A 20,040-nucleotide genomic window follows, 5' to 3' on the forward strand; every position below is an offset into this window, starting at 1 on the left:
AGCCTACGACTCGATCACGGGCGGCCGCGAGCCGCGCTCACTCGAAGAGCGAGAGGGTGACGACGGAGGAGTAGCCGCCCGCGCGGACGGACGGCGCGGTGCGCAGCACCAGCTCGGCGTCCGCGGTCCACCGTCCGGGCCGGGCCGCCGCCCCGTCGGCCAGGGCGAGCAGCTCGGCCGAGACGAGTCCGGGGCGCGGTCCCTCCGTGCCGCCGTCGAGCACGGTCCGGACGGCCGGTCCCGCGACGACGGGGCCCTCTCCCTCGAGCAGCCGGGGCGCCCAGCCCAGGTGCTCGACTCCGAGCGCCGGCTGCCCGTCGTCGCCCGTGAGGTCGGCGGCGGTGCCGAGAACGGACCAGTCCGCGCCCTCCGGCACCGCGTCCGGATCGCGGGTGTCGCGCACCGTGACGGTCGGCAGGACGCCGAGGAAGCGGCGGGCCGTGGCGGTGGACCCGGACTCGGTCAGCGCGGCCGCGTCGCCCGCGACGGTCATGGTCAGAGCACCGCCGTCGACCGGGGGATCGATCGAGACGCCGACGTCGACACCGTCCGTCGACTGCTCCTCCGGCACGCTCGGTGCGATCGAGGGCGCGGGAGCCGGTGCGGCGGGCGGAACCGGCGCGGACACCTGCGGCTCCGGGGTCCCGTCGAGGTCGGTGCCCTCGGGGCGCTCCTCCGCGACGCCGTCGACGGCACCGGCGGCACCCGAGCGCGGGCTCCTGATCGAGTCCACGGGGCTCGGCGTCGTCGTCGGAGTCGCGGTCGGAGTCGCGGACGGCTCCGCGACCGCCGTCCCGGGAGTCTGCGGCACGGCCTCGGGGGCGGCTGCGGCGGTGGCGAAGAGGAGCGCCAGCACGAGGCCGGCGGTCGGGGCGGCGGCGGCGAGGGCGGCCGTGCGGGCGGAGCGGGTCACGCGTGGATCCTGGTTCTGCCGAGCGGCACTGCGAGCGGCGAGTCCTTCGTACCAGTGCCGCACTCCGCACCGAGACCCCTCTTCCGGTGCACGTCGACTCGCGCGGTCACGCGGAGGAGCCCCGGTCGGGGGACGATGTCCACCCGACCGGGGCTCCCTTCAGTGCTCCGGGTCAGCAGCCCCGCGCCGGGTAGGCGACGGTCTGCTCGAGCGTCTCCCCGCCGCCGACCGCGGTCACCGTCACCTGGCCCGCCGGTGCGGTGGCCAGGCGCGTCGTGAACGCGTGCGTCGCGTTCGCTCCCGGAGCGACCTGCGAGAACGCCTTCTGCCCGTAGGCCGAGCGCACGGTCACGTCGATCGGCATCGCCGAGCCGTTCGCCGTAGTGACCGTCAGGACGGCCTTCTTGGCGATGCAGCGGCTCGTGACGCTGACGGGGGCCACGACCGCCGGGGCGGCGGCCTCCGGCACCACGATCTCGGTGATCTTCACGAACGAGTCCGGAGTCGCGAAGGTGATCCGCAGGCCCGTCGCCGTGACGGCACCGAACGTCAGCGTGGTGGCCGCGCCGTTCGCCGCGACCGGAGCGGTCTGCGCAGTGGTCGGGCGCCACACGCCGTCGGTGCCGCGGTACGCCACGCTCGCCGACGCGATCGTGCCCTCGATGTTGGTGAACGTCACCCGGTCGACGCGGTGGGACGCCGCGGTGGTCAGCGTGAAGTCCGCGCTGCTCCGCAGCGGCGCGCTCGACCACGTCGACCACGTGGTCGCCGCGTTCCCGTCGCACGCGTTCGCCGCGGGCAGGGTCGCCCACTCCGTCTGGCTGAAGGACGCGCTCACGCTCGAGCCGGCGATCCGGCACAGGTTGACCGGAGGCGCCTCGCCCCAGATCTCGACCTCCGAGATCGACTGCCAGGTGTTCGCCGCACTGGTGAGGTGCAGGCGCACGGCCGCGGTGTCGGGGAGGGAGGAGAGATCCAGTGCCACGGTCGGCGCCGCGTCGGTCGCGACCTGGGTCAGGGTCGCCGCGACGGTCGACGTGCGCCAGGCGCCGTCGACCTGGTACTCGACCTCGATCCTCGAGGGCCAGCTCGCGGCTCCGTCCTTGTAGGTGTGCACGGTGAGCGAGTCGAGGTCCTGCGGCGAGCCCCAGGTGAAGGTCAGGCGGCTGTCGCGCGGGTACCCGGTGGAGGTCCAGTCGTCCCAGCCCTTGCCCTTCAGGTCGCCGTCGACGAGCTTCGGAGCGAGGTCCGAGCGGCTCGTCGTCGTCACCGTCGCCAGGCGCGCGAGGTTCGCGATCCCGGGCTCGGCGACCTCGATGGTGCGGGTGAAGCGGCGTCCGTCCGAGTACTCGGCGTCGCCGGCCAGCACGCCCGTGACGCTGAGCGTGCCCAGGACGTTCGGACCGGTCGGCTCCCACTCGACGGCCACGTCGCGCGTCCCGCCGGGGGAGCGGACCGAGACGGTCGCGGGCAGCTTCGCGCCGATGTCGGCCGCGCGGGTGACGGTGTCGGGGAGGCGGTCGTCGACGACCGACCAGAGGCCGGCTCCGACGCCCTTGTCGTCCCAGTACGACGCGTCCCAGCCGTCGGCCCAGCGCGCCGGGTCCTCGACGGCGGGATTGCGCATCTCGAGGCGCCCGTTCTCGCCGATGGTCATCGGCAGCCAGACGTAGTTCGAGTCGGCCGCGCCGTCGTTCCACCGGTCGCCCATGTAGACGTGCCTGCCGGCGCCGAGGGTCAGGACGTTCGTCGACTGCGAGCCGAAGGTCGTCTTGCGGCCGTCGCCGACCGAGAGGAGTCCGTCGCCGCCCTCCGGGATCTGGTTGTACGCCACGTTCTCGTACGGGTCGCCGGCCTGGACGCCGCGGATCCACGGTCCGAGCACGCTGTCGGCCGTGTAGTAGGTCTGCGGGTTCGGCGCCCATCCGGTCGCGCCCGAGGCGAGCGTGTAGTACTTCCCGCCCTCGGCGAAGATCGCGGGCGCCTCCAGGACGCCGCACTCCTTCACGATCTGGAAGTCGGTCCCGCGCACGGGAGCGCCGGGCGTCCCGTCGGCGAAGACGTACGGGTAGGTGCCGTCGGCCGAGTACTGGTTCGCGTCCAGGGTGTCCGTGGTCGTCGTGCGCTCGACGTTGGTGTAGTCGGCGTCGAGCTTCGCGATGTAGAGGCTCCGGTTCTCCTCGGAGGAGTAGGAGATGTACGCGGTGCCGTCCTCGTCCTGGAAGACGGTCATGTCGCGGGCCTGGCCCGGCACGGCCGCCGAGATGCACGCCTTGTAGTCGGTGCGGTTGTAGAGGCGGTAGGCGCCGGTCATCGTGAACGGACCGGTCGGGCTGTCCGAGACCGCGACCGCGGCGAACGACCGCGCATACGTGCTGCCGCCCGGCGTGATGCGGCCGTCGGAGTGCCACCACATCACCCACTGGTCGTTCTTCTCGTTGTAGAGCACCTTCGGGCGCTCGAAGATCGCGGTGTTGGGCGAGGTCTGGTTCGTGTCGAGGTGGTAGTCGATCTCGGCGATCCGGTCGGCGCGCGGCACTCCGGCGTCGTCGACGGTGTCGTAGAGGGCGTCGAAATAGGGCTGCTCGAGCTCCTCGGGGGTCTGGACGCTGCGCAGCGCCGTGCCGCGGTTCTCCCAGTTCATCCCGTCGGTCGAGCGGTACACGGCGACTCCGGGGCTGTTGTAGTAGCCCTTCGTGCGGTCCTCGCCGTACCAGTAGTGCACGTCGGCGCCGTCCTCCTGCACCGTGACGATCTGCCCGCCGTGCGCCTGGATGTGGCGCCCGTCGGTGTCGTACCAGCTCGGCTGGAAGTAGCCGGCCGCACTCCGGCCCGGATCCTGGATCGCGGGGAAGGAGTCGTACACGGGCGGCGGATCCGCGCGCGGCACTCCGTCGGCGGGATCGGTCACCACCGCGCTCGCGAGCGGCGCCGCGACGGCGGGCGCTCCTGCTCCCAGGAGGCCGGTGACGACGAGTGCCGTCACCGCCCATCCGAACGGTCTGAGTCGAGACGTCATGCTGTGCTCCTTTGCACGGGGACTTCACGGGTGTTCACGTAAACATTCCTGCGATCCACCGTACAGGCCGACGCCGACATGCACGAGGGGGCGGCGGGCCCTCTCGACCTCAGCGCGGCGCGCGGAGCTCGCGCAGCGGGCCGGCGTGCAGCGGCTCCGTCGCCCAGCGCGCGGTGAACGTCGCGGCGGCGGCGTCGAGCGCGAGGTGCAGTCGATGCGGCGTCTCGAGGAACAGCACGTCGACGAGCAGCTCGCCGGCGGGGCCGCGGCCGGCGCTCGCGGCCAGGACGTCCGTCGTCGTCCACTCCCCGGATCCCGGCGCGACGAGCAGCCGGTCCTCGCCCTCGATCAGCGCGAGCGTCCAGCCCGCGGGCTCGACCGAGAGCTCGAGACCGGTCAGCGAGAGGATCTCCGAGTGCGACGGCCGGTAGCGACCGGGCGCCACGTCGACGGCGGCAGGGGCGAGCGGAGGGAGGCCGAGGGCGCCGAGGCGCGTCGCGAGCGCCTCCTCCGCCCCGGTCGGGGCGACGGCGCCCTCCGGCTGGAGCGCCGGCAGCAGGTGCTCCCAGACCCGCGCGAGCAGACCCTCGGTGTCGGTCGTCTGGCCGGTGATCGCGAGCACCGCGTCGTGCTCGGGCAGCACGAGGCCGAACTGCCCGTAGGCGCCGTCGGCCCGGTAGCCGTGCTGCGAGCGCCAGAACTGGAAGCCGTAGCCGCCGGTCCAGTCGTCGCCGGTCCCGGTCGGCGTGGGGACGTGGGCGGTCGATGCCTCCGCGACCCACTCGGCGCTCAGCAGCTGCTCCGAGTCCCAGCGGCCCTCCTGCTGGTAGAGCAGCGCGAGCGCCGCCGCTGCCTCGGTCGTGGCGTGCAGTCCGCTGTAGCCGATCTCGCGACCGGAGGCGTCGCGCAGCCACGCGACCTCGCCGATCCCCAGCGGATCGAGCAGCCGCGGCCGGAGGTAGTCGACCAGCGACTCCCCGCTCACCCGCTGCACGATCGCGGCGGCCGCGAAGGTGCACGGCTGGTTGTACGCGAAGAGCCCGCCCGGCTCCTCGTCGGGCGGCACCAGGAGGAAGCCCCGGACCATGTCGACCGGATCGATCGCCCGCGCGCGGTCGATCGTCTCCTCGCGGTGCCCGCTGGCCATCGCGAGCACGTGCCGGACGCGGATCGCGCGCGAGCGCTCGTCCGTCACCTCGGCGTCGAGCTCGGGGAAGTAGGACAGCACGGTGGCGTCGAGATCGACGAGCCCCTCGGCGACGGCGAGGCCGACCGCCGTCGCCGTGAAGCTCTTGGAGTAGGAGTAGAGCAGGTGCAGCCGCTCGGCCGAGTAGGGCGCCCACCAGCCCTCGGCGACGACGCTCCCGCCGCGCACCAGCACGAGCCCGTGCAGCTCGATGCCGGGCGCCTCCTCGAGGGAGTCGACGAGGGCGAGGACGCCGGCGGCGTCCACTCCGCGGGCGGACGGTGAGCTTCTCGGCAGCGAGCGGTCCATGCCCCGATGCTACGGGCGCGGTCCGACGTCCTTGTCTCCGGGCCGGAGGTCGGCGGTGTGCGGGCTCGGAGCGATCGGTGCACGATTCGCAGGGGATCCGGGCTGGCAAACGCATTCCTCCGCCTGCTGCCGCCGCGCCGGGTGCACATCCCCTGCAGATCGCACAGTCCCCTGCAGATCGCACATTCCCCTGCAGATCGTGCGCGGGCCTGCAGATCGTGCAGAGGCCTGCAGATCGTACGGGGGAGCTCGCGGCGGGGGCGGACGGCTCCGCCCTACGCGTCGGCGGGCGGTGCGTCCGGGAACGGCCCGAGCCCGAGGAGGAAGCGCAGCAGCACCTCGGCCGGCGCCCGGACGGCCGGGCCCAGGCCCAGCTCCCAGCCGGCGTCCGTCGCGACGAGGGAGCGGCCGCGGAGCGCGGCGCGGATCGGGAGCGGCGCGCGCTGCATCCGCTCCATCGCGATCGCACCCGAGACGCGCGGCGGCAGGTCGACTCCGGTGACGAGGCTCAGCTCGACCCGGACGACGTCGACCAGGTCGGCCACGCCGCGGGACCCGGAGCCGGAGCGCCGGGCCGAGGCGAGCGCCGTGAGAGCGCCGGGGATCTGCTCGGCCGGGGGAGGGGAGCCCGCCTCCCTGGCGCCGACGCGGGTGGCGAGGCGCTGGCCGGTGCTGCTCGAGAGCCGCACCACGAGCTCGCCGAGCACGGCGGCGGCGGAGGGAGGAGGGGTGGAGGGGGCGGAGACGGCACCGGCCGCCTCCTCCTCCAGGAAGGAGGGGGAGGCGGCCAGTACCGCGAGGCGATCGAGTCGATCGGCGACGAGCGGGCGCCAGTCGTTGCTGACCCCCGACTCGTCGACGTCGGGCCGAGCGCTCAGCGGGAGGAACCGCGACCAGTCGGGCACGGGACTCCGATCAGCGTCCGCCTGCGCGGCGCTTGTTGTAGACGTCGAACGCGACCGCGAGCAGGAGCACGAGGCCCTTGACCGCCTGCTGCCACTCGATGCCGATGCCCATGATCGACATGCCGTTGTTCAGGACGCCGATGATCAGACCACCGAGGATCGCGCCGCCGATGGTGCCGACGCCGCCCTGGACCGCCGCGCCGCCGATGAAGGCGGCCGAGATGGCCTCGAGCTCGAAGCCGTCTCCGGCCTTGGGGCCGGCGAGGTTCAGGCGGGCGGTGAAGACGAGTCCGGCCAGGGCGGCGAGGACGCCCATGTTGACGAACAGCCAGAAGGTCACGTTGCGGGTCTTGATGCCCGACAGCTCCGCGGCGTGCAGGTTGCCGCCGATCGCGTAGACGTGGCGGCCGAAGACCGAGCGGTTCATCACGACGCCGTAGACCAGCACGAGCACGGCCAGCACGATCAGGGTCACCGGGATGCCCTTGAAGGTGGAGAGCGCGAAGGCGAAGGCGCCGATCACGAGCGCGACGAGGACGAGCTTGGTGACGAACCAGACGCCCGGCTCGACGCTCTGGTTGTACTTCTGGCGGCCGCGGCGGGTGCGCAGCGACTGCACGGTGAACGCGATGATCGCGAGCGCGCCGACTCCGAGCGACAGCGGGTCGAGCGCGGTCTCGCCGAACAGGTCGGTGAGGAAGCCGTTGCCCAGCGCGCGGTACTCGATCGGGAAGGAGCCGATGTTCGCGTTGCCGAGGACGACGAGCGCGAGGCCGCGGAAGATCAGCATGCCCGCCAACGTCACGATGAACGCGGGTATGCCGACGTAGGCGATCCAGAAGCCCTGCCAGGCGCCGACGAGGGCGCCGATGCCGAGCGACAGGATGATCGACAGCCACCACGGGAGACCCATGGTGACCGCGAAGACACCCGAGACGGCTCCGACGAACGCGGCGACCGAGCCGACCGAGAGGTCGATGTGCCCGGCCACGATGACCATCACCATGCCGATGGCGAGGATCAGGATGTAGCCGTTCTGGACGATCAGGTTGGAGATGTTCTGCGGGCGCAGCAGGATCCCCTCGGTCATGATCTGGAACAGCAGCACCACCACGATGAGGGCGATGAAGATGCCGTTCTTGCCGAGGTCGCCCAGCACGTGGCTGAGGCGCTTCGTGAAGGCGTTCTCGGTGGGGTTCACCTGCGCACCCGCCGCCGTGGGCGGGGTGTTCTGCAGATCGGTCATCGTTGCTTCTCCTGGGTCATGAGGGTGAGGACCGCCTCGGGGGTCGCCTCGGCGATGGGCAGCTCGCCCGTGATCCGGCCCTCCGACAGCGCGTACACGCGGTCGCAGATGCCGAGCAGCTCGGGGAGCTCGGAGGAGATGACGATGATCCCCTTACCCGCCGCCGCGAGCTTGTTGATGATGGTGTAGATCTCGTACTTCGCTCCCACGTCGATGCCGCGGGTGGGCTCGTCGAGGATCAGGACGTCGGGGTCGGAGTAGATCCACTTCGACAGGACGACCTTCTGCTGGTTGCCGCCCGAGAGCTTGCCGGTCTTGGCGAGCACGGTCGGCGACTTGATGTTCATGCTGCCGCGGTACTCGTTCGCGACCTCGAACTCGCGGTTGTCGTCGACGAGTCCGCCCTTCGACACCTTCTCGAGCGAGGCGAGCGAGATGTTCCGCTTGATGTCGTCGATGAGGTTGAGGCCGTAGTGCTTGCGGTCCTCCGTGGCGTAGGCGAGCCCGTGGGCGATCGCCTCCGACACGTTGCGCATCTTGATCTCCTTGCCGGCCTTGAAGACCTGGCCCGAGATGCGGCTGCCGTAGGAGCGGCCGAAGAGGCTCATCGCGAACTCGGTGCGACCCGCGCCCATGAGGCCGGCGATGCCGACGATCTCGCCGCGGTGCACCGTGAGGTTCACCTTGTCGACCATGACGCGAGTCGGGTCCTGCGGGTGGTGGGCCGTCCAGTCCACGACGCGGAGGATCTCCTCGCCGATGTGCGGGGTGTGGTCCGGATAGCGGTGGTCGAGGTCGCGGCCGACCATGTCCTTGATGATCCGGTCCTCGGTCACGTCGTCGTGAGCGATCGTCTCGATCGTCTTGCCGTCGCGGATGACCGTCACGGTGTCCGCGATCTTCTTGATCTCGTTCAGCTTGTGGCTGATGATCAGCGACGTGATGCCCTGCTCCTTCAGGTGCAGGATCAGGTCGAGCAGGTGGTCCGAGTCCTCGTCGTTGAGCGCCGCGGTGGGCTCGTCGAGGATGAGCAGCTTGACCCGCTTGGAGAGCGCCTTGGCGATCTCGACGAGCTGCTGCTTGCCGACTCCGATCTCCTGGATCTTCGTCGTGGGGTTCTCCTTCAGACCCACCCGGGCGAGCAGCGCGGCCGCCTCCTGATTGGTCTTGTTCCAGTCGATCAGCCCCGCGAATCCGCGGACCTCGTTGCCGAGGAAGATGTTCTCGGCGATCGAGAGGTAGGGGCTGAGGGCCAGCTCCTGGTGGATGATGACGATGCCCTTGGCCTCCGAGTCGCGGATGCTGCCGAACTGCATCACGTCGCCCTCGAAGACGATGTCGCCCTCGTAGGTGCCGTGCGGGTAGACCCCGGACAGGACCTTCATCAGCGTCGACTTGCCGGCGCCGTTCTCGCCGCAGATCGCGTGCACCTCGCCGCGCGCGGCGTTCAGGGTCACGTCCTGCAGCGCTTTGACACCCGGGAACGTCTTGGTGATCCCGCGCATCTCGAGAATGTTGGTGCTCACTACGCCTCACTCCTTCAGGGAGCCGGGCCCCCTCTCGGGGACCCGGCTCGGATCGTTCAGTACCGACTCGCGACCCGCACCCTCTCGGGCGCCGATCCGGTCACGGCCCCTCGGGGAGGCCTCGCTCGCTTCCGCTCCTCTTTGTTAAGTGGAGTGACGCAACAGCTCCTCCTCAGGAGGGCATCCGCGGCGGCTCCTCCTCGGGAGGGCTGTCGCGGAGCTCCTCCTCCTGGAGGGCGGTCGCGGTTCTCGGTGGGGTGAGCTGCAAGGCGGAGGAGGAAGCGATGGTGGAACCATCGCGCCCGACGACAACGCCGCAGATCACCCCACCGAGGTTCGCGCTTAACCGTTGATCTCGGCGTCGGTGTAGTAGCCGCCGTCGACCAGGACCGACTCGATGTCGTCCTTGGTCACGATGACGGGCTCGAGGAGGTACGACGGGACGACCTTCTCGCCGTTGTCGTAGGTCTCGGTGTCGTTGACCTCGGGCTCGGTGCCCTCGAGGACGGCCTGCGCCATGGTGACGGCCTCGGCCGCGAGCTCGCGGGTGTCCTTGTAGATGGTCGCGTACTGCTCACCGGAGATGATCGCCTTGACCGAGTCGAGCTCGGCGTCCTGGCCGGTGATGATCGGGAAGTCGGTTCCGACGGTGTAGCCGGCGTCGGTCAGGGCCGAGATGATGCCGCGGCTGAGGCCGTCGTAGGGCGAGAGGACGCCCTGGACCTGGGATCCGTCGGAGTACGACTTGGTCAGGATGTCCTCCATGCGGCTCTGGGCGACTTCGGGGTCCCAGCGCAGCGTGGCGACGGTGGTGAACTCGGTCTCGTCGCTCTTGACGACGAGGGTTCCGTCGTCCATGAAGGGCTTGAGGGTGTCCATCGCGCCGTTGAAGAAGAACGTGGCGTTGTTGTCGTCGGGGCTTCCGGCGAACAGCTCGATGTTGAACGGGCCGGCCGGCGCGTCGGCGGCGGGGGCTCCGGTCAGGTCGGTCAGGCCCAGGCCCGCGAGGAGCGAGGTGGCCTGCTGCACGCCGACCTTGTAGTTGTCGAAGGTCGCGTAGTAGTCGACGTTGGCCGAGTCGCGGATGAGGCGGTCGTAGGCGATGACCGGGATGTCGTTCGCGGCCGCCTCCTCGAGCACGCTCGTGAGGGTGGTGCCGTCGATCGAGGCGATGATCAGGGCCTTGGCGCCCTTGGTGATCATGTTCTCGAGCTGCGAGACCTGGGTGGGGATGTCGTCCTCGGCGTACTGCAGGTCGACCTCGTAGCCGGCCTCCTCGAGCTGCGACTTGACGTTGTCGCCGTCGGCGATCCAGCGCTCGGAGGACTTCGTCGGCATCGCGACGCCGACCAGTCCGCCTTCGCCGCCGCCGTCGCCGCTGCCCGAGTCGCCGCCGCTGGAGCAGGCTGCGAGGGAGAGGATCATCGCTCCGCCGGCGAGGCCGGCGAGGAGGGAGCGCTTCATAGTGGTCACTGTGATTCCTTCGTCATTGAATGCAGTGGGAGGGGCCGCTCCCGGTTGCGGGGCGGGGATGTGAGCGCTCATGTGAGCGATCACATGGAGTGATGCTAGACCCGCGGATCGCTTTCGTGCCACCGGGAAAGTTGCGACTCGGTAACGGCGCGCGGTGACGGACGCTCCGCGACGCCTACCGGGCGCAGTGTGCGGGGCGCCGCGGTGGACCCGCGGACGACGAGCTGCGGCTCGATCGGCGGCGCCGGCTCCGGCCGCTCGCCCTCGATCAGGCTGAGCAGCGTCGCCATGCAGCGGCGGCCGAGCTCGGCGAAGTCCTGGCGCACGCTCGTCAGCGGCGGCCAGTAGAACGCGGCCTCGGGGATGTCGTCGTAGCCGATCACGCTGACGTCCTCGGGTACCCGGATCCCGCGCTCGTGGAAGGCGCTCAGCAGGCCCAGCGCCATCTGGTCGTTCGCGGCGAAGACGGCCGTGAAGTCGAGGAACCGCGCGAGCTCCAGGCCCACGCGGTGGCCGCGCTCGGCGCTCCAGTCGCCCAGGAGCGGCGGTCGCATCGCGATGTCGCGGTCGTCGAGCTCGGCTAGGAAGCCGCGCATCCGCGCCTCCGCCTCGATCCAGTCCTGGGGGCCCGCGAGGTGCACGATCTCGGTGTGCCCGAGGTCGATCAGGTGCGCGGTGGCCAGGCGGGCCCCCGCCATCTGGTCGACGTAGAGCGCGTCGTCGCGGGAGTCGTCCGAGGTCTGCAGGGTCACGTGCGGGATCCGCAGCGCGGCTCCCGAGAGGATGTCGAACACGCGGATCTGCGGCGCGATGACCACGAGACCCTCGACCGCCTGGTTCAGCAGGTGGCGGATCCCGGCCTGGATCGACTCGCCGTCGGTGCCGTCGACGTTGGCGGTGACGACGAGGTAGCCGGCGTCGCGCGCAGCGACCTCGATCGCCTGGATGCTCGAGGCCGGGCCGTACTGGAGGCTCTGCGAGGACAGCACGCCGACGGTGCGCGTGCGGCTGGTGACCAGCGCGCGGGCGGCGAGGTTGGGCCGGTAGTCGAGGTCGGCCATCACGGCGAGGACGCGGCGCTTGGTCTCGGCGCGCAGGCTCGGGTGGTCGTTCAGGACGCGGGAGACGGTCTGGTGCGAGACCCCGGCGGCGCGCGCGACGTCGTAGATGCTGGGAGCCCGGGGCGCGGGCTTGTCTTCCGGCATCGGGGCACCGTGGCTCTCTGTGATCGGCGGCGCCCTGTCGCAGGGACCGTCCGAGCCCGCGTCAGCGCGGGACCCGCCCGTCCGCGGGCGCGTGTGAGCACACCTTACGTCGCTCGGGGCCCCGGAGTGCTCGCGCGCAGGACCACCGAGGTCGCGACGGGCTCGGCGGGAGCGTCGTCGTCGCCGAGCGCGACGGCGAGGGAGCGCTCGCCCAGCTCGCGCAACGGCACGGCCACGGTCGTGAGCGCGGGGTGCACGTCGCGCACCGTGGGGATGTCGTCGAAGCCCGCGACGCCGAGGTCGGCGCCGGGCTCGATCCCGGCCGCGCGCAGGGCCGAGGAGACTCCCATCGCCATCACGTCGCTCACGGCGAAGACGAGGTCGATCTCGTCGCGGTGCTCGGCGAGGAGCCTCGTGGCGCCGTCGAATCCGCCGTCGCGCGAGAAGGGCGCCTCGACCACGAGCGCGTCGTCGAGGGCGATGCCGTGCGCCTCGAGCCCTTCGCGGAAGCCCTGCACGCGATCGTGCGACGTGAGGATCGCGGGGCTGCCGGAGACGACTCCGAAGCGCCGGTAGCCCTGCTCGACGAGGGCCTCGGCCAGCGCTCGCGCACCCGCGCGGTTGTCGAGCACGACGGTCGGGAACGGCAGTCCGCCCTGGCTGATCAGCACGACGCGGCCGCCGGCGGCCTCGAACGAGGTGAGCTCGGCGATGAGCGCGTCGCGCTCGTCCTCGCCGGCGAAGCGGCTGCCCGCGAGGATCATCACTCGCGGCCGCGCGCCGCGCAGGGCCCGCACGATGGCGAGCTCGCGGGCGGAGTCGCGGCCGGTGACGGCCATCGTGACGACGAGGCCGAGCTGCTCCGCCGCTCCGGCGACGCCCGCGGCGATGGTCGAGAAGTAGGGGTCGGCGATGTCGCTGACGATCAGGGCGACCGTGCTGGTCGAGCCCTTGGCGACGGCCTGGGCCGAGAGGTTGGGGGAGTAGCCGAGGCGCTGGGCGGCCGCGAGCACGCGGACTCGGTACTCCTCGGCGACCTTGCGCTGACTGCCGTTCAGCGATCGCGAGGCGGTGGCGAGCGAGACGCCGGCCTCTCGCGCGACGTCGTGCAGGGTCACTCCGGAGCTGCGTCCTGATCGTGTCGGCACAGGCGCGTCCCTTCGGTCCCGGTCATTCTGGCACAGGGGGTGCACGCGGGGCGGGAGCCGTGGCCCTGGGCCGAGGCCAGGGTTCCCGCGATGCGCGGCGGGTACCGTGGACGGATGCGCCTGCTCCTCATCCGCCACGGCCAGACGCCCTCGAACGTCGCCGGGCTCCTCGACACCCGCATCCCCGGACCCGGGCTGACCGAGCTCGGACGCACCCAGGCGGAGCTGCTGCCCGAGACGCTCGCCGGTGAGGGCATCGGCGCGCTCTACGTCTCGACGATGCGCCGGACCCACGAGACGGCGGCGCCGCTCGCGGCGGCCCTGGGGCTCGAGCCGATCGAGCGCGACGGGATCCGCGAGATCGCGGCCGCCGGTCTCGAGATGCGCGGCGACGAGGCCGCGGTCGAGGAGTACATGGGCACCGTGTTCCGCTGGGCCGGCGGCGAGACCGCGCTGACGCTCGCCGGGGGTGAGACGGGTGAGGAGTTCGCGGCGCGGTACGACTCCGTCGTCGCGGAGGCGGAGTCGTCGGGGCACGGCACGGTCGCGCTGGTCAGCCACGGGGCGGCGATCCGCTGCTGGGCGGGGCTGCGCTCGAAGGACCTCGACGCGCGCTTCATCGCCGATCACCTGCTCGACAACACCGGCGTCGTCGTGCTCGTGGGCGGCGGCTCGGAGTGGGTGCTCGAGTCGTGGCAGGGCGAGCCGGTGAGCGGAGTGGGAGCCGCTGCTCCGTCCGGTCCGTCGGGGGACACGACGGCCTGATCCGGACTGCCGGTCGGTTCTCCCGGGAGAGTCGGGTAACGATCGAGCAACGAAGCGTAATGATCCCTGATCTGGGGTTCCTCGCTGACGACGCGGACGCGCGCGGCCGCTGACACCCCTCCTCCATTAGTCCGACATTTGCCGGATCGGGGCTCCGCGGCTACCGTGGACGGCGGTCTTCGAGACCCCGATGAACCGGTCCGCGCCCGTGCCCCGTCCCCGTGACGGAGAGCCGCGAGCGTACGGTCAGCGGGAGCGGAGGCGGCCCCGAGGCCGCCTCGGACACACCCCGGACGCCTCCATCCCCCGCCTGCGTCGCGCGGCGAGCAGCACGCGGAGGCTCGACCCGGGGAGTCCCACGCGCCCCGACCCGGCACCACGAGATGAGAGAGCGCGGGATCCGTCCTGCGCCCCGACGGAGCGTACGTGCAGCAGAACCAGAACGACATCAGCGAGCCCGCGGGCGGAGGGGTCCTCGAGGACCTCGCCGTTCCCGCCCTCGAGGCGAGAGGGCTCTTCAAGGTCTTCGGACGGCGTCCCGACGAGGCGGTGAGGCGACTGCGGGCGGGCGCCGACCGGGACGACCTCGGCTCCTCCGGGACCGCGGCGGTGATCGACGCCTCGTTCGCCGTGCGCCGCGGCGAGATCTTCGTGGTGATGGGGCTCTCGGGCTCCGGCAAGTCCACGCTGATCCGCATGCTCAACGGCCTGCAGGAGCCGACGGCGGGCGAGGTCGTGATCGACGGGTCGAGCATCACGGGAGTGCCCGAGGGGGAGCTGCGGCGGGTGCGCCGCTCGTCCGTCTCGATGGTGTTCCAGCACTTCGCGCTGCTGCCGCACCGCACCGTGCTCGACAACGTCGCCTACCCGCTCGAGATCCAGGGCGTCCCCGTTCAGGAGCGGCGCGAGCGCGCGCTGCTGGCGATCGAGCGCGCCGGACTCGCCGGCTGGCACGACACGACGCCCGGCGAGCTCTCCGGAGGCATGCGCCAGCGCGTCGGCCTCGCCCGCGCGCTCGCGGCCGACACGGGCATCGTCCTGATGGACGAGGCGTTCTCGGCACTCGATCCGCTCATCCGGCGCGAGATGCAGGAGCAGCTGATCGAGCTGCAGCAGGAGCTCGGGAAGACGATCGTCTTCATCACCCACGACCTCAACGAGGCGATGCTCCTCGGCGACCGCATCGCCGTCATGCGCGACGGCCGCATCGTCCAGATCGGCACTCCGGAGGAGATCCTCACCGACCCGGCGAACGACTACGTCGCGCAGTTCGTGCAGGACGTCGACCGTGCGCGCGTGCTGACCGCCGCCGCCGTGATGGAGCCGCCGCGCTCCGTCGTGACCCTCGCCGCCGGGCCCCGCGCGGCGCTCCGCGGGATGCGCGACCTGCAGACCTCCGCGGCGTTCGTGGTCGGCGCCGGACGCCGACTGGTCGGGACCGTCCGCGACCGCGACGTGATGGGGCAGGTGCGCCGGAGCGAGGTCGATCTCTCGGCCGTCGTCACTGCGGACGTCGTCGCCGTCGCTCCGGACACCGCGCTGAGCGAGATCATCGAGCCCGCCGTCGAGACGGAGCTGCCCGTCGCGGTCGTCGACGGGAGCGGACGCCTGCTCGGAGCGATCCCGCGCGTCACGCTGCTGGCCGCCCTCGGCAACATCAGCTCGCAGACCGGGGAGCAGCCGGTGATCGAGCCGCCGGCGACGATCCCGACGGAGCTCGTCACGGCCACGCTGCACGCGACGGGCGGACCCGTCGACGACTCCGTGCTCGCGAGCGAGGGGGGCGTGCGATGATCCGCCTGCCCCTGGGCGACGCCGTCGAGAGCGGCATCGACGCCCTCACCGCGGTCTTCCAGCCCGTCTTCGACCTGATCAGGACCGTCTTCGGCGCTCTCTACACGGGAGTCGACGCGGTGCTCGCCACTCCGCCGTTCTGGGTGATCATCGCGTTCCTCGCGGTGCTCGCCTACGCCGCGCGCGGGTGGGTCCTCGCGATCGGCACCGCGGTGGGGCTCGTGGTGATCGTGAGCGTGGACCAGTGGGAGAACGCGATGGACTCGCTCGCGCTGGTGCTGGTCGCCTCCGTGATCGCCATCGCGCTGAGCGTGCCGCTGGGCGTGCTCGCCGCGCGCAACCGGACGGCCTCCACGATCCTCCGCCCGGTGCTCGACCTGATGCAGACCATGCCGGCGTTCGTGTACCTGATCCCGGCGCTGATCTTCTTCCGCGTCGGAGTCGTGCCCGGCATCGTCGCGACGATCGTCTTCGCGATGGCGCCGGGGGTGCGCCTGACCGAGCTCGGCATCCGCGGGGTCGACCCCGAGCTCGTCGAGGCGGGGGAGGCGTTCGGCTCGTCGAAGTGGCGGATCCTGCGCCAGATCCAGCTGCCGCTCGCGCTGCCGTCGATCCTGGCGGGGCTCAACCAGGTGATCATGCTGTCGCTCTCGATGGTGGTCATCGCCGGCATCGTCGGCGCCGGCGGGCTGGGCGGCGATGTCGTCGCGAGCCTCAACCGGATCGACGTGTCGCTCGGGTTCGAGGCCGGGATCTCGGTGGTGATCCTCGCGATCGTGCTCGACCGGATGACGGGGGCGCTGGGGAAGCCCTCGCCCGCCCGCGTCGCCCGGGCCGGCAGCCGTCGCGCCGTGATCCTGACCCGCTCGGCCGTCGCGGCCGTCTCGGTCGCCGTCGTCGCCTCCCTCGGCGCGTCGGCCGTCGCGGGGCCGGCGAGCACCGCCTCCGTCGATAACGGCGACCGCACCGACGTGCGCCTGGCCGTGTTCCAGGGCTGGGACGAGGGCATCGCGGTGTCGGCGCTCTGGGGCGCCGTGCTCGAGGAGCAGGGCTACGACGTCGAGCTCTCGGACATCGACGTGGCGCCCGGTTTCGCGGGGCTCGCCGCCGGGAGCTACGACCTGGCGCTGGACACCTGGCTGCCGACCACCCACGGCAGCTACCTGGAGCAGTACGGCGACCAGCTCGTCGACCTCGGAGCCTGGAACGACGAGGCGAAGCTGACCATCGCGGTCAACGAGGACGCTCCGATCGACACGCTCGAGGAGCTCGCGGCGAATCCGGACGTCGTCGGGAACCGGCTCATCGGCATCGAGCCCGGGTCGGGGCTGAACGCCGTGACGACCGAGGAGGTCATCCCCGGGTACGGCCTCGAGGGGATGGAGTACCTGACGTCGTCGACGCCGGCGATGCTGCAGGAGCTCGAGACCGCGACGGCGAACGGCGAGGACATCGCCGTGACGCTCTGGCGCCCGCACTGGGCCTACGACGCGTTCCCGGTGAAGGACCTCGAGGACCCGAAGGGGCTGCTCGGCGAGGCGGAGGACATCCACTCGTTCGGCTCGAGCTCGTTCGACGGCGACTTCCCGACGCTGAGCAGCTGGATGCGCGACTTCCGGATGGACTCCGAGACGCTCTACTCGCTCGAGAACGCGCTGTTCAACTCCGCGTCGGACGACCGCGACGCGGCGCTCGCCGAGTGGATGGACGAGAACCGCGAGTACGTGGACTCGATGACGTCCTGATCTCGGCTGCCCTGCGAGATGCCACTCCGGTACGCGACACGCCGTCGAAGGCGTACCGGAGTGGCATCTCGCAGACGGCGTCAGGCGCGGGCCGCCGCGTACTGCGCGCGGATCGCGGGGCGGTGGTCGGCCGCCGGCTCGGCGACCGAGGTGACCTGCCACGTCGGCCGCGAGCCGGTCAGCGCCCACGCGGCCTGCACCGCGGCTCCGTCGGCCACGTACTCGCCGGGGGTCGGCACGACCACGGGAACGTCGAACACCTGCGAGGCGGCCAGCTGCACGGCGCGGTTCTGCGCCGCTCCGCCGATCAGCAGGATGCGGTGCGCCTCGACTCCGAGGCCGCGCACCGCGTCGAGGCCGTCGGCCAGACCGCAGAGCATGCCCTCGATCGCCGCGCGCGCGAGGTTCGGGCGCGTGGTCGAGGCGATGGTCATGCCGTGCAGGCTCGCCGTCGCATCCGGGAGATTGGGGGTGCGCTCGCCCTCGAAGTACGGGACGAGCACGAGGCCGTCGGCGCCCGGCTCCGCCTGCAGCGCGAGGTCGGCGAACTCGTCGAAGCCGGCTCCGAGCAGGGCGGCGGTCGAAGACAGCACGCGGGCGGCGTTGAGCGTCGCGACGAGCGGCAGGAAGCGCCCGCTCGCGTCGGCGAAGCCGGCGACGGTCCCGGAGGGGTCGCGCACCGGGTCCTCGGTCACCGCGAAGACGGTGCCGCTCGTGCCGATGCTGACGACCACGTCGCCGGGTCCCGCGCCGAGACCGAGCGCCGCGCCCGCGTTGTCGCCGGCGCCGGGGCCGACCACGAGGCCCTCAGGCGTCCGGCCCGCCTCCTCCGACGGCCCGAGCACGCGCGGGAGCGCCGGGCGGTGTCCGAGCGCGTGCTCGAGCAGCTCGAGGTCGTAGCCGTCGGCGCCCCAGTACGAGGTGCCGGAGGCGTCCGAGCGGTCGGTCGTCAGCGCGTCCACGTCCACGCCGCGCGGGGATCCGGGTCCGTAGCCCAGCAGGCGCCACGTCAGCCAGTCGTGGGGGAGGGCCACTGCCGCGACGCGCGCCGCGTTGTCGGGCTCGGCGTCGCGGAGCCAGCGGAGCTTCGTGGCCGTGAAGGAGGCGACCGGGACGGTGCCCGTGCGGCGCGCCCACTCCTCCGCCCCGAGCTCGGCGACCAGCGCCTCGGCGGCGCCCGCGCTGCGCGTGTCGTTCCAGAGCAGTGCGGGGCGGATCACCTCGCCGTCGGCGTCCAGCACGACCATGCCGTGCTGCTGCCCGCCGATCGAGATCGCGGCGACGTCGTCGAGTCCGCCGGCATCCGCCAGGGCCGCGGTCAGCGCGTCCCACCAGGCCGAGGGGTGCACCTCGGTGCCGTCGGGGTGGCTCGCGCGACCGGTGCGGACCACCGCTCCGCTCTCGAGGTCGCGGACGACCACCTTGCAGCTCTGGGTCGACGAGTCGACTCCTGCGACCAGCGTCATCGCCGTGTCCGTTCCTCCCGCAGCGGCGGGATGCGTCTTCAAAAGGGGGGGTACGGGGGAACGGACGAGACCCCGTGCCGGAGGGCAGGGGGTCTCGTCCGTCAGGGGAGTGCCGGAGCGATCAGCGGGCGCCGAGCAGGTGCTCGGTCGCGAGCTGCTGCAGGCGCACGAAGCCGAAGCCCTTGCCGCCGAGGTAGGCGTCGGCGTCGAACGACTCGTACGACGCGGTGTCGGCGAGCAGGTCGTCGTAGGACTCGCCCTCGTTCAGCGTCGGGGTCTGCAGCTCGGCGACCTTCGCGGCGGCGAGCGCCTCCTGCACCTCGGGGTCGGCGCGGAAGGCCGCGGCGCGCTCCTTCAGCAGCAGGTAGGTGCGCATGTTCGCGGCGGCCGAGTCCCAGACTCCGGTCTCGTCCTCGGTGCGCGAGGGCTTGTAGTCGAAGTGGCGCGGGCCGTCGTAGGAGGGGACTCCGCCGGGGCCGCCGTTCTCGAGGAGGTCGACGAGCGAGAACGCGTTGTGCAGGTCGCCGTGGCCGAAGACGAGGTCCTGGTCGTACTTGATGCCGCGCTGGCCGTTGAGGTCGATGTGGAAGAGCTTGCCGTGGTACAGCGCCTGGGCGATGCCGGCGGTGAAGTTCAGTCCCGCCATCTGCTCGTGGCCGACCTCGGGGTTCACGCCGACGAGCTCGGGGCGCTCGAGCGAGTCGATGAACGCGATCGCGTGACCGAGGGTCGGCAGGAGGATGTCGCCGCGGGGCTCGTTGGGCTTCGGCTCGATGGCGAAGCGGATGTCGTAGCCCTTGTCGGTGACGTAGTCGCCGAGCAGGTTGACGGCCTCGCGGTAGCGCTCGAGAGCGGCGCGGATGTCCTTCGCGGAGTCGTACTCGGCGCCCTCGCGGCCGCCCCACATCACGAAGGTCTGGGCGCCCAGCTCGGCGGCGAGGTCGATGTTGCGGAGGACCTTGCGCAGCGCGAAGCGGCGGACGTCGCGGTCGTTGGAGGTGAATCCGCCGTCCTTGAAGACCGGGGCGCTGAAGAGATTGGTGGTGACCATCGGCACGACGAGGCCGGTCGACTCGAGCGCGCCCTTGAGGCGGTCGATCTGGGTCTGGCGCTCGGCGTCGGTCGAGCCGAACGCGAAGAGGTCGTCGTCGTGGAAGGTGAGGCCGTAGGCGCCCAGCTCGTCCAGCTTCTCGACGGCGTGCACCACATCGAGGGGCTCGCGGGTCGGGCCGCCGAAGGGGTCCGTGCCGTTGTAGCCGATGGTCCAGAGGCCGAACGAGAACTTGTCGGCGCGGGTGGGGGTCAGGGACATGGATCCGATCCTTTCCGGCGACGTCGCC

14 protein-coding genes are annotated in these 20,040 nt (G+C 71.7%); 3 read left to right on the top strand and 11 right to left on the bottom strand.

Features of this window, described 5'->3' with window-relative positions:
* Positions 1 to 37: 37 nt before the first annotated feature.
* The 9 genes from LRG51_RS16075 to LRG51_RS16115 all read right to left on the bottom strand — a co-directional run bounded on the left by LRG51_RS16075 (position 38) and on the right by LRG51_RS16115 (position 12,900).
* Entirely contained in the window at positions 38 to 913 is an 876-nt protein-coding gene (locus LRG51_RS16075; RefSeq protein WP_230673637.1) for a hypothetical protein, read from the bottom strand.
* A gap of 172 nt (positions 914 to 1,085) precedes the next feature.
* The gene (locus LRG51_RS16080; protein ID WP_230673639.1) at positions 1,086 to 3,932 is read right to left on the bottom strand and encodes a discoidin domain-containing protein; all 2,847 of its coding nucleotides are present in this window, start codon (positions 3,930 to 3,932) and stop codon (positions 1,086 to 1,088) included.
* Between the two features lie 109 nt (positions 3,933 to 4,041).
* Positions 4,042 to 5,427 carry a serine hydrolase domain-containing protein gene (locus LRG51_RS16085; protein ID WP_230673641.1) on the bottom strand — a complete coding sequence of 462 codons (1,386 nt, stop codon included), beginning with the start codon at positions 5,425 to 5,427 and terminating at the stop codon, positions 4,042 to 4,044.
* 275 nt (positions 5,428 to 5,702) lie between these two features.
* On the bottom strand, positions 5,703 to 6,332 hold the full coding sequence (locus LRG51_RS16090; RefSeq protein ID WP_230673643.1) for a hypothetical protein: 630 nt from the start codon (positions 6,330 to 6,332) through the stop codon (positions 5,703 to 5,705).
* Between the two features lie 10 nt (positions 6,333 to 6,342).
* Positions 6,343 to 7,578, bottom strand: a complete 1,236-nt coding sequence (gene mmsB, locus LRG51_RS16095) for a multiple monosaccharide ABC transporter permease (RefSeq protein WP_055791160.1) — start codon at positions 7,576 to 7,578, stop codon at positions 6,343 to 6,345.
* A complete protein-coding gene (mmsA, locus tag LRG51_RS16100) occupies positions 7,575 to 9,104 on the bottom strand; it encodes a multiple monosaccharide ABC transporter ATP-binding protein (protein ID WP_055791163.1) in 1,530 nt (509 codons plus the stop codon). Before mmsA ends, mmsB begins: the two co-directional genes overlap by 4 nt.
* 342 nt (positions 9,105 to 9,446) lie before the next feature.
* Positions 9,447 to 10,568, bottom strand: coding sequence for a multiple monosaccharide ABC transporter substrate-binding protein (chvE, locus tag LRG51_RS16105; RefSeq protein WP_055791166.1), 1,122 nt, complete (start codon positions 10,566 to 10,568; stop codon positions 9,447 to 9,449).
* A gap of 104 nt (positions 10,569 to 10,672) precedes the next feature.
* The gene (locus LRG51_RS16110; RefSeq protein WP_230673645.1) at positions 10,673 to 11,782 is read right to left on the bottom strand and encodes a LacI family DNA-binding transcriptional regulator; all 1,110 of its coding nucleotides are present in this window, start codon (positions 11,780 to 11,782) and stop codon (positions 10,673 to 10,675) included.
* Positions 11,783 to 11,886: 104 nt separating this feature from the next.
* Positions 11,887 to 12,900, bottom strand: a complete 1,014-nt coding sequence (locus tag LRG51_RS16115) for a LacI family DNA-binding transcriptional regulator (RefSeq protein WP_107575634.1) — start codon at positions 12,898 to 12,900, stop codon at positions 11,887 to 11,889.
* Positions 12,901 to 13,044: 144 nt separating this feature from the next.
* On the opposite strand from LRG51_RS16115, the gene LRG51_RS16120 reads away from it, so the two are divergent.
* The 3 genes from LRG51_RS16120 (at position 13,045) to LRG51_RS19610 (ending at position 17,234) form a co-directional block, all read left to right on the top strand.
* Complete coding sequence (locus tag LRG51_RS16120; RefSeq protein WP_230673647.1) at positions 13,045 to 13,695, top strand: histidine phosphatase family protein; 651 nt, start codon at positions 13,045 to 13,047, stop codon at positions 13,693 to 13,695.
* A 447-nt stretch (positions 13,696 to 14,142) separates the two neighbouring features.
* Positions 14,143 to 15,489 carry a quaternary amine ABC transporter ATP-binding protein gene (locus LRG51_RS16125; protein WP_230674083.1) on the top strand — a complete coding sequence of 449 codons (1,347 nt, stop codon included), beginning with the start codon at positions 14,143 to 14,145 and terminating at the stop codon, positions 15,487 to 15,489.
* On the top strand, positions 15,486 to 17,234 hold the full coding sequence (locus LRG51_RS19610; RefSeq protein WP_055791173.1) for an ABC transporter permease/substrate binding protein: 1,749 nt from the start codon (positions 15,486 to 15,488) through the stop codon (positions 17,232 to 17,234). Before LRG51_RS16125 ends, LRG51_RS19610 begins: the two co-directional genes overlap by 4 nt.
* Before the next feature lie 80 nt (positions 17,235 to 17,314).
* Here LRG51_RS19610 and xylB read toward each other — a convergent pair whose 3' ends face one another.
* Together xylB and xylA are read right to left on the bottom strand one after the other, a co-directional pair.
* On the bottom strand, positions 17,315 to 18,700 hold the full coding sequence (gene xylB, locus LRG51_RS16140) for a xylulokinase (RefSeq protein WP_230673649.1): 1,386 nt from the start codon (positions 18,698 to 18,700) through the stop codon (positions 17,315 to 17,317).
* A 121-nt stretch (positions 18,701 to 18,821) separates the two neighbouring features.
* Positions 18,822 to 20,012 (bottom strand): xylose isomerase, encoded by a 1,191-nt coding sequence (xylA, locus tag LRG51_RS16145; protein ID WP_055791178.1) that lies wholly within the window; start codon positions 20,010 to 20,012, stop codon positions 18,822 to 18,824.
* Positions 20,013 to 20,040 lie beyond the last annotated feature (28 nt).

Source organism: Rathayibacter sp. Leaf248 (genome assembly GCF_920939495.1).
Classification (GTDB): Bacteria; Actinomycetota; Actinomycetes; order Actinomycetales; family Microbacteriaceae; genus Rathayibacter; species Rathayibacter caricis.

Bases quoted from the DNA above. Each gene is read 5' to 3' on its own strand.
- mmsB (WP_055791160.1), bottom strand. From the start codon at position 7,578: ATGACCGATCTGCAGAACACCCCGCCCACGGCGGCGGGTGCGCAGGTG.
- LRG51_RS19610 (WP_055791173.1), top strand. From the start codon at position 15,486: ATGATCCGCCTGCCCCTGGGCGACGCCGTCGAGAGCGGCATCGACGCC.
- LRG51_RS16110 (WP_230673645.1), bottom strand. From the start codon at position 11,782: ATGCCGGAAGACAAGCCCGCGCCCCGGGCTCCCAGCATCTACGACGTC.
- xylB (WP_230673649.1), bottom strand. From the start codon at position 18,700: ATGACGCTGGTCGCAGGAGTCGACTCGTCGACCCAGAGCTGCAAGGTG.
- LRG51_RS16080 (WP_230673639.1), bottom strand. From the start codon at position 3,932: ATGACGTCTCGACTCAGACCGTTCGGATGGGCGGTGACGGCACTCGTC.
- chvE (WP_055791166.1), bottom strand. From the start codon at position 10,568: ATGAAGCGCTCCCTCCTCGCCGGCCTCGCCGGCGGAGCGATGATCCTC.
- LRG51_RS16120 (WP_230673647.1), top strand. From the start codon at position 13,045: ATGCGCCTGCTCCTCATCCGCCACGGCCAGACGCCCTCGAACGTCGCC.
- xylA (WP_055791178.1), bottom strand. From the start codon at position 20,012: ATGTCCCTGACCCCCACCCGCGCCGACAAGTTCTCGTTCGGCCTCTGG.
- LRG51_RS16085 (WP_230673641.1), bottom strand. From the start codon at position 5,427: ATGGACCGCTCGCTGCCGAGAAGCTCACCGTCCGCCCGCGGAGTGGAC.